Consider the following 14,363-nt stretch of genomic DNA (forward strand, 5'->3'; position numbering starts at 1 on the left):
AACAACGCGCGCGAGCCTAGAGGAAACCCGAGTAGCAAGCGGTAGCGGAAATGCACTCGAAGTCCGGTGATCGAACTTTATTGACAGGTCCGCGCGGCGGTCGGGCGACCCCTGCGTGCCATACTTTTTTCGCGTCCTGTCCGCTGGACGGCGCACTCACCAACTCACAGAAAAACCGGCCGCGCCACAACAAAAACCCGGGACGCACACGGGCACACGGCCGACTCATGGAGGAGACAAATCCATGGCACTTGCAAGGAAACCGCAGCCCGGCAGCCTCGCGGCAAGGCACCGCCGCAACGCCCTCAAGACCCTGCTCTGCACCGCCCTGGCCGCCACCGGCCTGGCCGCCGGCCCCGCCCACGCGCAGGACTGGCCCAGCAAACCCATCAAGATCATCGTGCCCTATACCCCGGGCGGTTCTACCGACATCGTCACGCGCATCGTGGTCGAAAAGCTCGGCCCGCGCCTGAAGCAGACCATCATTGTCGAGAACCGCCCCGGCGCCAACAGCAGCGTGGGCTCGGCGATCGCGGCCAAGGCCGACCCGGACGGCTACACCTTCCTGTCGATCCTGCCGGCCTACATCATCAACTTCCATCTCTACAAACTGGGCTACAAGCCGGACGACCTGGTTCCCGTGGCACAGATGGCCGACCTGCCGCTGTTCCTGTTCGTGGCGCAGGACCTGCCTGTCAACAGCGTCGCCGAACTGGTGGAATACGCCCGCAAGCATCCCGACAAGCTCACCTACGCCTCCAGCGGCAACGGCTCCAGCGCGCACCTGACCGGCGCCGATTTCGCGCTGCGCAACAACATCACCATGACGCACGTGGCCTACAAGGGCAGCGCGCCGATCCTCACCGACCTGCTGGGCGGCCGGGTGTCGATGGTGTTCGACCCGATCCTGGTGCCGATGCAGTACGTCAAGCAGAACCGCCTGAAGGCGCTGGGCTTCACCGGCCGGCAGCGCTGGCCGACCGAGCCGTCGATACCCACCATGGAGGAAGCCGGCATGCCGGGCTTCGTCACCGGTTCGTGGGCCGGCCTGATGGCGCCGGCCAACACGCCCAAGCCGATCATCGAACGCATGGCGCGCGAGATCAGCGAGATCGTGCAGGAGCCAGACGTGCGCCAGAAATTCCTGGACGCCGGCTTCCTGCCGGCCAGCGGCACCTCGGCCCAGTTCGCCGAACTGATGAAGCAGGACTCGGCGCGCTATGCGGGAATCATCAAGCAGGCCCGCATCACCGTGGACTGATGGCCGCGGGGCGCGCCGGCAACCCGCGCCCCGCCTGATACGAAGGCAACCATGATCGACAAGTTCATCGACACCCCTGCCGCCGCCGTGGCCGACATCCACGACGGCGCCACCGTGCTGGTCAGCGGCTTCGGCGGCGCCGGCATGCCCACCGAACTGCTGCACGCCCTGATCGACCAGGGCGCACGCGAACTCACCGTGGTCAGCAACAACGCCGGCAACCACGAGACCGGCCTGGCCGCGCTGATCAAGGCCGGCCGCGTGCGCAAGGTGATCTGCTCGTTTCCCAAGGCCTCGCATTCGTGGGTCTTCGACGACCTGTACCGGCGCGGCGCCATCGAACTGGAATGCGTGCCGCAGGGCACCATCGCCGAACGGCTGCGCGCCGCCGGCGCCGGCCTGGGCGGCTTCTTCACCCCCACGGCCTATGGCACCGAACTGGCCGCCGGCAAGGAAACCCGCATCATCGACGGCCGCGGCCATGTCTTCGAAACCCCGTTGCACGGCGACTTCGCGCTGGTCAAGGCCGACCTGGCCGACCGCTGGGGCAATCTCACCTACCGCAAGAGCGCCCGCAACTTCGGCCCCATCATGTGCATGGCCGCGAAAACCACCATCGTGCAGGTGCGCGCCAAGGTGGCGTTGGGCGAGCTGTCGCCCGAGGCCGTGGTGACGCCGGGCATCTTCGTCAAGCGCGTCACCCAGGTGGCGCACTCCGCGTTCTCCAGTTGAAGGATTCCCCATGCCCACTCCCCTGACCCGCGAAGCCATGGCGCGGCGCCTGGCGCAAGACATTCCCGACGGCAGCTACGTCAACCTGGGCATCGGCATGCCGGTGCTGGTGGCCGCGCACCTGCCCGCCGGCCGCGAGATCGTGCTGCACAGCGAAAACGGCATTCTCGGCATGGGCCCGCCGCCGGCCGAGGACGACATCGACCTGGACCTCATCAACGCCGGCAAGCAGCCGGTGACGCTGCTCGACGGCGGCGCCTACTTCCACCATGCCGACTCCTTCGCCATGATGCGCGGCGGCCACCTGGACATCTGCGTCATGGGCGGCATGCAGGTCGCGGCCAACGGCGACCTGGCCAACTGGTCGCTCAACAAGCCCGGCGAGGCGCCGGCCGTGGGCGGCGCCATGGACCTGGCGGTGGGCGCGCGCAGCGTCTACATCCTGATGGAGCACAACAGCAAGGACGGCTCGCCCAAGATCGTCGAGCGCTGCGCCTATCCGCTGACCGGCGCCGGCGTGGTCGACCGCATCTACACCGACCTGGCCGTGATCGACGTGACGCCCGACGGCCTGTGGGTCCGGGATATGATCGACGGCATGACATTGACAGCGCTACAGGCACGCACCGGCGCGCCGCTGCGCGCAGGCTGATGCTGCCCCACCTTCCCCCGCCCGGCTACGCCGCGCCCCTCGCTCCCGAGGATCACCCTGATCAGTTGCGCGGCGATCCCGACTACATGCTGACGCTGGCGCGCGGCCTGCACGTGATCCGCGCCTTCGGCACCCGTCGCCATCCGCAGACCGCGGCCGAACTGGCGCGCCGCGCCGGCCTGCCGCGCGCGGTGGTGCAACGCTGCCTGCACACGCTGATCCTGTTGGGCATCGCCGAACAGCATGGCCGCCAGTACATCCTGACGCCGCGCATCCTGGGGCTGGGCTATGCCTACTTCTCGTCCACGCCATTCGTCTCGCTGGCGCAGCCGGTGCTGGAGGAACTGAGCGCCAGCGTCAACGAGACCTGCGCGCTGGCCATCATGGAAGGGCACGAAATGCTCTACCTGGCGCGCTCGGAAGTGAACCGGCTGCTGGCCACCTCGATGGGGCTGGGCAGCCGGCTGCCGGCCTACTGCACGTCGATCGGCCGCGTGCTGCTGGCGCAGTTGTCCGAGCCGGCGCTGGCGCGCTACTTCGCCGCCATCGAACTGCAGCCCTACACCGAGTTCACCATCACCACCGAGGCGCGCCTGCGGGCCGAGCTGGCGCGCATCCGCGAGCAGGACTACGCGGTGGTCGACCAGGAACTCGAATTGAATGTGCGCGCCATCTCGGTGCCGGTGCGCTCGGCCAGCGGCAAGGCCTGCGGCGCGGTCAACGTCAGCGTCAAGGCGGCGCGGGTGCCGCTGGAGCGATTGACGGGGGAATTCCTGGCGCCGATGCGCCAGGCGGTGGCCAGGATCGGGGAATTCCTGGCGGCCTGAGCGGCCGCCCCCCCTACAAGTCGGTGGTGTCGAGCGTGAACGCGGCGGCGGCGCGGCCGATGCGGTCGTTGACCGCGTGCCACGCCTCGCTGTCCGGCGGCGCCTGCACGATGATGCGCGCGAAGCCCTGGCCGTCCAGGTCGCGCAGCAAGGCATACAGCGCCTGGGCGTAGCGCGCCGGATCGGCCGGCACCTGTTGCCACTGGATGCGCGCATCGACGGCCGCCGGCGGCGGCGTGTACGCCACCACCACGACCTTGCCCGGCGGCAGGCCGCGGCCTTGCAGCGCGGCTTGCAGGCGCGCGTCGGACGCCAGTTCCAGCGCCGTGCGCGGCGCATAGTGCGCCTTCAGCGTGCCCGAGGCGCGCGGCGCGGCGGCGTCGGGCGCGAACACCTGCACGCCCAGCACGGCCTCGATCTGGGCGGCGCTGATGTGGCCGGGGCGCAGCAGCACCGGGCCGGCGCCGCGGTCCAGCCGCGACAGGTCCAGGATGGTCGATTCGATGCCGACCTCCGAGGCGCCGCCTTCCAGCACCGGCATGCCGGCCGCGACCTCGTCGGGAAATTCGCTGCGGACGTGGTCGGCGCGGGTGGGAGAGACCTGGCCGAACTTGTTGGCCGACGGCGCGGCCACGCCGCCCTGCCCGTTCGGCTTGCCGGCCGCGAACGCCGCCAGCAGCGCCTGCGCCACCGGATGCGAGGGGCAGCGGATGCCGATGCTGTCCTGGCCGCCGCTGACGGTGTCGGCGATGTGCGGCGCGCGCTTGAGGATCAGCGTCAGCGGACCGGGCCAGAAGGCGTCGATCAGCAGGCGCGCCTCGGTCGGCACCTCGGCCGCCCAGTACGACAGGTCGCCCTGCGGCGCGATGTGCACGATCACCGGGTGGTTCGACGGCCGGCCCTTGGCGGCGTAGATCCGGCCCACGGCCTGCGGGTTCTCGGCGTCCGCGCCCAGGCCGTAGACGGTTTCGGTCGGGAACGCGACCAGCTCGCCGGCCAGCAGGCGCCGGGCGGCGGCGGCGATGTCCGCGGCGCTGGCGGAGTCGGGCGAAGCGGACATGGCGTTACTCGGGCGCCTGCATGCCCAGCGCGGCGGCGACGCGCGCCGCGTCGGCCTGGGCCTGCTGCAGCGTCGGCGCGACGATGGTGACGTGGCCCATCTTGCGGCCGCGGCGCGCCTCGCGCTTGCCGTACAGGTGCAGCTTGGCCGTGGGCACCGCCAGCGCGGCGGCCCAGTCGGGCTCGCGCTGCGCGTCGCCGGTGGCCGACGGATACCAGATGTCGCCCAGCAGGTTCAGCATCACGGCGGGCGCCAGCAGGTCGGTGCCGCCCAGCGGCAGGCCGGCCATGGCGCGCGCCTGCTGCTCGAACTGGCTGGTGAGGCAGGCGTCCATGGTGTAGTGGCCGCTGTTGTGCGGACGCGGTGCGATCTCGTTGACGATCAGGCTGCCGTCCTTGAGCACGAAGAATTCCACGCACAGCACGCCGTGGTAGCCCAGGCCCTGCGCGATGGCCTGCGCGGCCGCGGTGGCCTGCGCCTGGCGTTCGGCGTGGGCAGCGTCGAGCTTGACCGGCGCCGCTGTCGACACGGCCAGGATGCCGTCGCGATGCACGTTGCGCGCCACCGGGAACACCACGCTGGCGCCGTCGAAACCGCGCGCGATCACGACCGAAATCTCGTAGTCCAGCGGCATCAGCGCCTCCAGCACGCAGGCCACGCCGCCAAACTCGGCGAACGCGGCCAGCGCGGCCTCGCGCGAATCGATGCGGGCCTGGCCCTTGCCGTCGTAACCCAGGCGCGCGACCTTGAGGATGCCGGGGAACAGGCTGTCGGGCGCGGCGCGCAGGTCGGCCTCGCTGCGGATGGCGGCGTGCGGCGCGACGGGGATGCCCTGGCTGGCGATGAAGGCCTTCTCGGCGATGCGGTCCTGCACGATGGCGACCGCGTCGGCGGCCGGGCTGACGCGGCAGCGGGCCGCCAGCGCGCGCAGGCTGTCGGCCGGCACGTTCTCGAATTCAGTGGTGACGGCCTGACAGGTCTGCGCCAGGCGCGCCAAACCGTCTTCGTCGTCATAGGCGGCCTGGATGTGCAGGTCCGCCACCATGCCCGCCGGGCATTCGGCGGCCGGGTCCAGCACCGCGACCTTGTAGCCCAGGCTTTGCGCCGCGTGACAGAACATGCGGCCCAGTTGGCCGCCGCCCAGCAGGCCGAGCCAGCCGCCGGGGGCAATGGTGAAAGCAGTCGATTGCGTCATGGGGATCAGGCCTCGGGCGGAACCTTCATGTCGCGCGCCGCCTGCGTCTGGCGCGCGCGGAATGCCACCAGCTTCTTGCGCAGGCCGGCATCGGTGCCCGCCAGCGTGGCGATCAGGTGCAGCGCGGCGTTGGCGGCGCCGGCCTCGCCGATGGCGAAGGTCGCCACCGGCACGCCCTTGGGCATCTGCACGATGGACAGCAGCGAATCCTCGCCGCGCAGGTACTTGGACGGCACCGGCACGCCGAACACCGGCACGTCGGTCAGGGCCGCCATCATGCCCGGCAGGTGGGCCGCGCCGCCGGCGCCGGCGATGATGCCGCGCAGGCCGCGATCAAACGCGGCGGCGCCATACTCGGCCATGTCCTGCGGCATGCGGTGCGCGGAAATCACGCGCGCCTCGTACGGCACGCCGAAGTCTTCGAGCATGGTGACGGCGTGCTTCATGACCTCCCAATCGCTGGAGGAACCCATAATCACGCCCACCACGGGGGTGGCCTGCGCCGCTGCGGAAGTCTTGGCTGTCATAACCGGTGTCGAGTCGTTGAAAGGCCGCGGCGGTGCCGCGAAACCCGGTATTTTACCCGGCGCCGGCGCCACCCCTATGGCGTATCGCCCGAACCCAGCCAGAGATAGCCGGTGGGATTGTCCGGGCAGGGCCCGAAACCGCATTGCAGCGTGGTGCTGCCCAGGTTGGCGAGCACCAGGATGGAAAACAGGGCCATGATGATCACACCCAGCACCGACACCGGCCGCTTGAGCATATTGTCGCCCCATTTGCGATCCACCGACAGCATCAGCACGCAGAACACGATCAGGACGCAGAAGGCGATAAAAGCCCAGGTGTAGAAGTGCAGGCCCAGGAACGGCGTGCCATAGCCCGGGTCGCCCGGCGCGATGTGCAGCAGCACCTGGCGGCCCGCCGCCACCATGCCGCCGAGCGAGGCGGCAATCGTCATGGCGTAGTGCATGGGCGACGGGCCCAGCCGCAGGTTCAGCAGCAACCCCACCCCGGCCAGCATGAAGGCCACGCGCTGCAGCAGGCAGAGCGGGCAAGGCGGCTCGTCGTAGGCGAATTGCCAGGCGAAGGCCAGTCCCAGGATCGCGGTCACGCCCAGCAGGGCCAGCGCATTAAGCACGCGCGAGCCGCGCGCGGGATTGCGGGAAAATATCATGTCGGCGGGCCTACAGCGACAGCGCCAGCGGGCTGGTCATGTGGAACTGGCACCAGGCGGCGAACACGCCCAGGGTGATCAGCCAGAAGGCGACGCAGGGACGGCGCTTGCCCAGCAGACCGAACCACACGGCGACCAGGCCGGTCAGGAAAGGCAACATCATGATCATGCGCGGCTCCTTTCTTCGTCCGGTGGGCGATGCGCCCGGGCGGCGGCAGCGGGCCGCGTCCGGCAAGTTGGCGGAAAGGAGGCCACGCGGGCGCGCCGCCGGCCTCCGGATGCAGGTTGCCGGCGAGTATAGCGTAACAATACGCAATAATTTTTACGGAAAAGCAGGGATTTCCCTGACCGTCCGGCCGGCGCGGACAAAAAAAAACCGCCCGGTTCACGGGCGGCTCTTGGGGGCGCGGCGCGCGCGTCAGGCGACCAGGCGGTCGAGCGCTTCGCGGTACTTGGCGGCGGTCTTTTCCAGCACGTCCTGGGGCAGGCGCGGCGCGGGCGGGGTCTTGTCCCAGGTCTGGGTCTCGAGCCAGTCGCGCACGAACTGCTTGTCGAAGGAAGGCGGGCTGATGCCCACGCGGTAACCGTCGGCCGGCCAGAAGCGCGAGGAATCGGGCGTCAACACTTCGTCCATCAGGTACAGCGTGCCGTCGTCGTCCAGGCCGAACTCGAACTTGGTGTCGGCGATGATGATGCCCTTGGTGGCGGCGAATTTGGCGGCCTCGGCATACAGCTTGAGCGTGACGTCGCGGATGCGCTCGGCCATCTCCTGGCCGACTTCCTTGACCACGTGGGCAAAATCGACGTTTTCGTCGTGCATGCCGAACTCGGCCTTGGCGGCCGGCGTGAAGATCGGCTCGGGCAACTGGCTGGCCTGCTGCAGGCCGGCGGGCAGCTTGATGCCGCAGACGGCGCCGGTGGCCTGGTAGTCCTTCCAGCCGGAACCGATCAGGTAACCGCGGGCCACCGCTTCCACCAGGATCGGCTTGAGGCGCTTGACCACCACGGCGCGGCCGCGCACCTGGTCGACTTCATCGGGCGCCACCACATCTTCGGGCTTGATGCCAGTGGAGTGGTTCGGCAGGATGTGGGCCAGCTTCTGCAGCCAGAACTCGGTCAGTTCGGTCAGCACCTGCCCCTTGCCGGGGATGGGATCGTCGAGGATGACGTCGAACGCCGAGATGCGGTCCGACGCGACGATCAGCAACTTGTCGTCGCCCACCGCGTACATGTCGCGGACCTTACCGCGGCCCAGCAGCGGCAAGGACTTGATGCTGGATTGATGCAAAGCAGAAGTCACGGAAAAATGGCCTATGGCAAAAATGGGGGTCGCGCAAAGCGCATAGGTTACTGCAAATAGCCCCGTCTTGCCGCGCGGCGGGCCCCGGGTTAGTCTGGCCGGATTCCAAAAAATGCGCCGGCCGCGCACCGCGTCACGGCGCCCCCTTTTCACCTGGAGGAGACACAGTCGTATGCAGGATGCAACCCAGAAACGCCCGCCCCACGCCGACGCGCAGGTCCACCTGACCGGCGGCTGCCAATGCGGCGCGGTGCGCTACGCGGTGACCGAAGAGCCGATCATGGCGGCCACCTGTCATTGCCGCGATTGCCAGTATTCCAGCGGCGGCGCGCCGGCCCACGCGCTGATCCTGCCGGCCGGCTCGGTCACCCTGCTGCGCGGCAAGGCGCGCGAGCACCGCTACCAGGGCGATTCCGGCCACACCGTCATGCGCAGCTTCTGTGCCGACTGTGGCACGCCGCTGTTCGGCGGCTCCGACGGCATGGGCTACGAGGTGGTGCGGGCTGGCTCGCTGGACGACCCCGAGGCCTTCCATACCCGCGTCACCATGTGGACGGACTCGGCCCCATCCTGGCATCACGTGGACAGGACCGTGCCGCATTTCCCGCGCAACGCGCCGCCCGCCTGACAGGGGCGGCGCGCAAAGAAAAAGGCGGGCCTCGCGGGCCCGCCTTTTTGCTGCCCGCCCCCATGCAAGGGAGGCGGCCGACGACTTACTGCACCACCTGGGCCAGCTTGCCCGAGGCGTACTGGGCGGCGATTTCGGTCAGCGGCAGGGCCTTGATCTTGCTGGCGTTGCCGGCGGTGCCGAACTCGGTGTAGCGAGCCACACAGATCGCCTTGGCGGCGGCGCGGGCCGGCTTCAGGTATTCGCGGGGGTCGAACTTCTCGGGGTTCTCGGCGAAGAAGCGGCGGATGGCGCCGGTCATGGCCAGACGGATATCGGTGTCGATATTGATCTTGCGCACGCCGTACTTGATGGCTTCCTGGATTTCCTCGACCGGCACGCCGTAGGTTTCCTTCATGTTGCCGCCGAATTCACGGATCTCGGCCAGCAGTTCCTGCGGCACGCTGGAGCTGCCGTGCATCACCAGGTGGGTGTTGGGCAGGCGGGCGTGGATTTCCTTGATGCGGGCGATCGACAGGATGTCGCCGGTGGGCTTGCGCGTGAACTTGTAGGCGCCGTGGCTGGTGCCGATGGCGATGGCCAGGGCGTCCAGCTGGGTGCGGCGCACGAAGTCGGCGGCCTGCTCCGGGTCGGTCAGCAGCTGGTCCATGGTCAGCTTGCCATCGGCGCCGTGGCCGTCTTCCTTGTCGCCTTCCATGGTTTCGAGCGAGCCCAGGCAGCCCAGTTCGCCTTCGACCGTCACGCCCAGCTTGTGGGCCACGTCCACCACCTTCTTGGTGACGTCGACGTTGTAGTCGTAGTCGGCGATGGTCTTGCCGTCTTCCTTGAGCGAGCCGTCCATCATGACGCTGGAGAAGCCCAGGTCGATGGCGCCCTGGCAGACCTTGGGCGACTGGCCGTGGTCCTGGTGCATGACCACGGGGATGTGCGGGTAGGACTCCACGGCGGCCTGGATCAGGTGCTTCAGGAAGCCTTCGCCGGCGTACTTGCGGGCGCCGGCCGAGGCCTGCATGATCACCGGGCTGTCGGTCTCCGCCGCGGCTTCCATGATGGCCTGGACCTGTTCCAGGTTATTGACGTTGAATGCCGGAATGCCGTAGCCGTGCTCGGCGGCGTGGTCGAGCAACTGGCGCATGGAGACTAGGGCCATGTGTGGTCCTCCTTAGGTACTGTCGATTGAAAGATGGTTGAAATCAAGCGGGATGGGGGGATTTTACGGGGGATTCAGAGAAAGGTCTTGAAACGGCCGGTATCCCTATCCACCAGGACTAAACCGGCCGCCCGAGCCGCGCGCGGGCCGCGTCCGCCATCCGGCCGGAATCGCCCCGGGACGCGGCCGGACAGCGCCGCTCAGGGCCGTCCCGCGTGCGGCACGTCCACCTCGGTCACCAGGATCCGCCCTTCCGGCTTGGCGCGGCGGTTGGCCTCGATGAAGTCGGGCGCGGCCGCCATGAACAGCGTTCTACCGTCCGGCCCGCCCAGGGCGGCGGCGAAGATGCCTAGTTCGCCGGTATCGATCTGTTCCAAAATCCTGCCGCCGCGCGCCACCCGCACAATGCGCTTGCCGATGGCGTCGGCCACCCACAGCGCGCCCTCGGCGTCCAGCGCGCCGCCGTCCGGGCCGATGGCCGAGGCCGCGATCAGCACTGACAGGTCGTCGGAATCCGGCAAGGCGCCAAAGTGGGCCCAGTCGCGCCGCGGCCCCAGCGCGCCGTCCGCCAGGATATCGAATTCCGAGATCCGGTTGCCGAAGGTCTCGTTGACGATCAGGGTCTTGCCGTCCGGCGTGATGAAGGAGCCGTTGGGGAACCACAATCCGTCCGCCACCACCTGCGCCACTCCGTCCGGGTCCACCCGCACCAGGGTGGTGGTGGCGAAAGGCGCGCCGGCCATCAGGTCGAAACCGAAATTGCCGACGTAGGCGCGGCCCTGGGCATCGACCACCAGGTCGTTGATGGGGCCGCCGGTCAATGCCGACAGGTCCGCGTGGGGCACCAGCCGGCCGTCCGCCTCGCGCCGCAGCAGCTTGCGGTCTTTCATGGAAGAGATCAGCAGCCGCCCGTCGGGCAGCCAGCCCAGGCCGGAAGGCTGTTCCAGCACCCGGCAGATCACCTCGGCCCGCCCTTGCAGGTCGACGGCGATCACCTTGCCCGTGTAGAAATCGGATGCCCACAGGCGTCCTTCATGCCAGCGCAGGCCTTCCAGGTAGGTATACCCCGACACCAGCACGGACAATTCGCGTTTCGGCATAGCTCTGTCTCCTATAGGGGGCGGGCCTGTATGGCCCTTTTTTTGTGTCGCCGGGCGGCGCGCAGCGCCCCAGGCCGGACCATTTTGTCATGACCCGGCAGCCGTGGCAGTCAGGTATGACCCGTCCCCAACCTGACAACTAACTGTCAGGTTCGCGGCGTTAACATCGCGCCCCAAGGGTTAACCCGCGCCGCTCCGGGTCCCTTCCGGCATATCCGTCATTGGACCGTTTCGCCCCGCCCCATGCCGGCGGGTAAGGCCTGTACGGCCGACCGACCAGGTCCCTGTTTTCCTGTTTTTGAAGATGAATACTAAGAAGCTGACGCGTTACATCGGCATTGCCATGGTGCTGGGCGTCGTGGTGGGCTATTTCTGCAACAAGTACGCGCAGAACGCGCAAGAGGCCAAGGACATCGCCTCGTACTTCAGCCTCATCACCGACATCTTCCTGCGCATGATCAAGATGATCATCGCGCCCCTGGTATTCGCCACCCTGGTGTCCGGCCTGGCCAGCATGAGCGACGCCAGCGCCGTCGGCCGCATCGGCCTGCGCGCCATGTTCTGGTTCATCGCCGCCTCGGCCATCTCGCTGCTGCTGGGCCTGGCGCTGGTCAACATCTTCCAGCCCGGCGCGCACCTGAACCTGGCGCTGCCCGACGCGGCCGCCACGGCGGGCCTGAAGACCGGCGACTTCACCCTCAAGGCCTTCATCGCGCATGTGTTCCCCAAGAGCATCGCCGAAGCCATGGCCAACAACGAGATCCTGCAGATCCTGGTGTTCTCGCTGTTCTTCGGCGCGGCGCTGTCGTTCATCCGCGGCAAGGGCCACAACACCATCTACACCATGATCGACGAGCTGGCCAAGATCATGTTCCGCGTCACCGACTACGTGATGCGCTTCGCGCCGCTGGGCGTGTTCGCCGCCATGGCCGCCGCCATCACCACCGAGGGCCTGGGCGTGCTGCTCAGCTACGGCAAGCTGATCGGCGAGTTCTACCTGGGCCTGGCGCTGCTGTGGGCCATCCTGTTCGGCGTCGGCTACCTGTTCCTGGGCAAGTCCACTTTCCGCCTGGGCGGCCTGATCAAGGAGCCGACCCTGCTGGCCTTCTCGACCGCCAGCAGCGAATCGGCCTACCCCAAGACCATCGAGGCGCTGGAGCGTTTCGGCGTGTCCAAGCGCATCTCGGGCTTCGTGCTGCCGCTGGGCTACTCGTTCAACCTGGACGGCTCGATGATGTACCAGTCGTTCGCGGTGCTGTTCATCGCCCAGGCCTACAACATCGAGATGAGCTTCTCGCAGCAGCTGACGCTGCTGCTGGTGCTGATGGTGACCAGCAAGGGCATGGCCGGCGTGGCGCGCGCTTCGCTGGTGGTGGTGGCGGCGACGCTGCCGATGTTCCACCTGCCCGAGGCCGGCCTGCTGCTGATCATGGGCATCGACCAGTTCTTCGACATGGGCCGCACCGCCACCAACGTGGTCGGCAACAGCCTGGCCACCGCCGTCATCGCCAAGATGGAAGGCAAGGAAGAGGACCTGGCGCCAAACGCCGAGTCCGCGCCGGCCACGCAGACGGCGACGCGCGACGCCTGAACGCGGCGCGACCGCGCCAGGGCGTTGTCCGGTAGTACGGCAAAGGCCCCGCAGGTGATGCGGGGCCTTTTTTCATGCGGCGGCCGGCCTTGACCGGCGCACACGCCCGGCGCAACATGGAAGCCCTTCGGCACCCCTTAAGGGCACCGCGCCAAGGCGGTGCTCATTGCATATGCCATGAAATCGCCACGCCCGCGCCACGCGCTCGCGGCGGCCGTCCTGATGGCCGTCCTGCCCAGCGCCCACGCCTGGACCCGCATTGCCTGCGACCTGTCCGGCACCGTTGCCAACCCACCCGTGCAGATGCGCCAGTACCGTACCGACGGCACCGAGGTCTCGCATCTGTTGTTCCGGCTGAATGTGAAGGCGGCCGATATCCCCGAGGGCGCGCGCGCCGATACCGACTGCACCGAATTCGTCGACCGCCAGATCGACGTGGCGCTGGACGGCGCCGACATGGCCGCCGTGCGCAAGGGCAAGGCGCTGAAACTGCGCTATCGCTATGACGAGTCGCTGGGCGAGGCCCGCGCGACCCGCTTCGAACTGGCCCGCTGAACGCGCGGCCGCCCCGGGAGGCGGCGCGGCAGGAAGGCTCAGTCGTTGACCGAGCACGACACCGGGGCGCCGTCCTCGAATTCGACGTCGTAGGTGTGGACGGGGTCCCACGGCAGCGTGAACCACAGCTCGTAACCATCGCCGTCCTCGTCGAACAGCCACAGCGCGCGCAGCACGGCCTTCTCGGCCATGGCTTCGGCGGTTTCCTCGCGCAACAGCTGGTCGTCCTCGATGCCGAGCTTCTTGTAGTGCTCGTACGAGTAGTTGTCGAGCAGGAAATCGGCCGCGGCCAGGATCTGCTCGTCGAGATTGCCGATGATGGCCTTGACCACCTTGGAAGCCGCGCCATCCGGCTCTTCGCCGTCGGTCTGGACCATGACGTGGATCGGCGGGCGGCCCTCGCCCACGGGCACGTTTTCCGCGGCCCAGAGATCGGGTTCTTCGGGGTCCTGGGTGAAATTGAATCGTGCCATCGTGCGCTCCGGAAAATAAGGGAGACGGGCCGCGCAAGCCGCGGCCACCTCGTCGTTACCCATTTAACCAGATGCGCGTGTCCGCCGCTTGTCCGGCGACAAGGTTTGTCGCCGGGCGCCGTCAGACCCGTTCGAGGGGCAGATGCGGCGGCGCCGGCAACGCCACCCGGATGGCATCCCCGGCCCGCACCGCGCCGCCGGCCAGCACGATGCACATGACCCCGGCCTTGCGGATCAGGCCGCCAGCGGCGTCGCGCCCGAGCACGGCGGCGGTCAGCCCCTTCTGGTAGTGGTCCAGTTGCGAACAAGGGTTGCGCAGGCCAGTGACCTGCACCACCGCCTGCGGCCCGATGTGCAGGCACGCGCCGCGCGGCAGGCCCAGCAGATCGATGCCGCGGGTGGTGATGTTCTCGCCCATCGTCCCTTCGGCCACATTGAAGCCGGCCGCCTGCAGTTCGTCGTGCAGTTCGCCATGAATCAGGTGCACCTGGCGCAGGTTGGGCTGGGTCGGATCGACCTTGACGCGCGAACGATGCCTGACCGTCACGCCGGCATGGGCATCGCCCTCCACGCCCTCGCCCTGCCGCAGCACGATGGCCGGGCGCACCTGCTTGGAAAAGCCGTGCGCCGCGCTGGCGGCCACGGCGGTCACGATCGCCCCCATG

General features: G+C 68.4%; 17 protein-coding genes. 7 read left to right on the forward strand and 10 right to left on the reverse strand.

Features of this window, described 5'->3' with window-relative positions; genetic code table 11:
* Positions 1-244: 244 nt before the first annotated feature.
* The 4 genes from ABFG95_RS08705 to ABFG95_RS08720 are packed head-to-tail and all read left to right on the forward strand — an operon-like array spanning position 245 to position 3,472.
* A complete protein-coding gene (locus ABFG95_RS08705; protein WP_049075468.1) occupies positions 245-1,261 on the forward strand; it encodes a tripartite tricarboxylate transporter substrate binding protein in 1,017 nt (338 codons plus the stop codon).
* 51 nt (positions 1,262-1,312) lie between these two features.
* A complete protein-coding gene (locus ABFG95_RS08710) occupies positions 1,313-1,993 on the forward strand; it encodes a 3-oxoacid CoA-transferase subunit A (RefSeq protein ID WP_049075470.1) in 681 nt (226 codons plus the stop codon).
* A 10-nt stretch (positions 1,994-2,003) separates the two neighbouring features.
* Positions 2,004-2,645 carry a 3-oxoacid CoA-transferase subunit B gene (locus ABFG95_RS08715; protein ID WP_054417171.1) on the forward strand — a complete coding sequence of 214 codons (642 nt, stop codon included), beginning with the start codon at positions 2,004-2,006 and terminating at the stop codon, positions 2,643-2,645.
* Positions 2,645-3,472, forward strand: a complete 828-nt coding sequence (locus tag ABFG95_RS08720; protein WP_049075473.1) for an IclR family transcriptional regulator C-terminal domain-containing protein — start codon at positions 2,645-2,647, stop codon at positions 3,470-3,472. Before ABFG95_RS08715 ends, ABFG95_RS08720 begins: the two co-directional genes overlap by 1 nt.
* 13 nt (positions 3,473-3,485) lie before the next feature.
* Here ABFG95_RS08720 and ABFG95_RS08725 read toward each other — a convergent pair whose 3' ends face one another.
* The 6 genes from ABFG95_RS08725 to ABFG95_RS08750 all read right to left on the reverse strand — a co-directional run bounded on the left by ABFG95_RS08725 (position 3,486) and on the right by ABFG95_RS08750 (position 8,201).
* On the reverse strand, positions 3,486-4,532 hold the full coding sequence (locus ABFG95_RS08725; RefSeq protein WP_059272335.1) for an L-threonylcarbamoyladenylate synthase: 1,047 nt from the start codon (positions 4,530-4,532) through the stop codon (positions 3,486-3,488).
* Between the two features lie 4 nt (positions 4,533-4,536).
* Positions 4,537-5,727: a 5-(carboxyamino)imidazole ribonucleotide synthase gene (locus tag ABFG95_RS08730; protein ID WP_175203766.1), complete on the reverse strand. Its 1,191-nt coding sequence runs from the start codon at positions 5,725-5,727 to the stop codon at positions 4,537-4,539.
* Between the two features lie 5 nt (positions 5,728-5,732).
* Positions 5,733-6,254: a 5-(carboxyamino)imidazole ribonucleotide mutase gene (purE, locus tag ABFG95_RS08735; RefSeq protein WP_049075481.1), complete on the reverse strand. Its 522-nt coding sequence runs from the start codon at positions 6,252-6,254 to the stop codon at positions 5,733-5,735.
* A gap of 74 nt (positions 6,255-6,328) precedes the next feature.
* Positions 6,329-6,901: a disulfide bond formation protein B gene (locus tag ABFG95_RS08740; protein ID WP_348995766.1), complete on the reverse strand. Its 573-nt coding sequence runs from the start codon at positions 6,899-6,901 to the stop codon at positions 6,329-6,331.
* A gap of 10 nt (positions 6,902-6,911) precedes the next feature.
* Entirely contained in the window at positions 6,912-7,070 is a 159-nt protein-coding gene (locus ABFG95_RS08745; RefSeq protein WP_006390808.1) for a DUF5993 family protein, read from the reverse strand.
* A 249-nt stretch (positions 7,071-7,319) separates the two neighbouring features.
* Positions 7,320-8,201, reverse strand: a complete 882-nt coding sequence (locus tag ABFG95_RS08750) for a phosphoribosylaminoimidazolesuccinocarboxamide synthase (protein WP_049075485.1) — start codon at positions 8,199-8,201, stop codon at positions 7,320-7,322.
* 172 nt (positions 8,202-8,373) lie between these two features.
* Between ABFG95_RS08750 and ABFG95_RS08755 the strand changes: the two genes are divergently transcribed.
* Entirely contained in the window at positions 8,374-8,829 is a 456-nt protein-coding gene (locus tag ABFG95_RS08755) for a GFA family protein (RefSeq protein ID WP_020926728.1), read from the forward strand.
* 85 nt (positions 8,830-8,914) lie between these two features.
* On the opposite strand, the gene fba is transcribed toward ABFG95_RS08755, so the two are convergent.
* Positions 8,915-9,979 (reverse strand): class II fructose-bisphosphate aldolase, encoded by a 1,065-nt coding sequence (gene fba / locus ABFG95_RS08760; RefSeq protein WP_068980116.1) that lies wholly within the window; start codon positions 9,977-9,979, stop codon positions 8,915-8,917.
* A gap of 200 nt (positions 9,980-10,179) precedes the next feature.
* Positions 10,180-11,079, reverse strand: a complete 900-nt coding sequence (locus tag ABFG95_RS08765; RefSeq protein ID WP_278991291.1) for an SMP-30/gluconolactonase/LRE family protein — start codon at positions 11,077-11,079, stop codon at positions 10,180-10,182.
* Between the two features lie 304 nt (positions 11,080-11,383).
* Here ABFG95_RS08765 and ABFG95_RS08770 point away from each other — a divergent pair, with 304 nt between their 5' ends.
* The gene (locus ABFG95_RS08770) at positions 11,384-12,670 is read left to right on the forward strand and encodes a dicarboxylate/amino acid:cation symporter (RefSeq protein ID WP_049075495.1); all 1,287 of its coding nucleotides are present in this window, start codon (positions 11,384-11,386) and stop codon (positions 12,668-12,670) included.
* Between the two features lie 177 nt (positions 12,671-12,847).
* Positions 12,848-13,225: a hypothetical protein gene (locus ABFG95_RS08775; protein ID WP_049075497.1), complete on the forward strand. Its 378-nt coding sequence runs from the start codon at positions 12,848-12,850 to the stop codon at positions 13,223-13,225.
* A 38-nt stretch (positions 13,226-13,263) separates the two neighbouring features.
* Here ABFG95_RS08775 and ABFG95_RS08780 read toward each other — a convergent pair whose 3' ends face one another.
* Positions 13,264-13,698: a hypothetical protein gene (locus tag ABFG95_RS08780; protein ID WP_049075499.1), complete on the reverse strand. Its 435-nt coding sequence runs from the start codon at positions 13,696-13,698 to the stop codon at positions 13,264-13,266.
* 121 nt (positions 13,699-13,819) lie between these two features.
* A complete protein-coding gene (locus tag ABFG95_RS08785; RefSeq protein ID WP_348995767.1) occupies positions 13,820-14,362 on the reverse strand; it encodes an MOSC domain-containing protein in 543 nt (180 codons plus the stop codon).
* Between the last annotated feature and the right edge of the window lies 1 nt (position 14,363).

The organism is Achromobacter sp. HNDS-1, assembly GCF_040084795.1.
Taxonomy (GTDB): Bacteria; Pseudomonadota; Gammaproteobacteria; order Burkholderiales; family Burkholderiaceae_B; genus Achromobacter; species Achromobacter ruhlandii.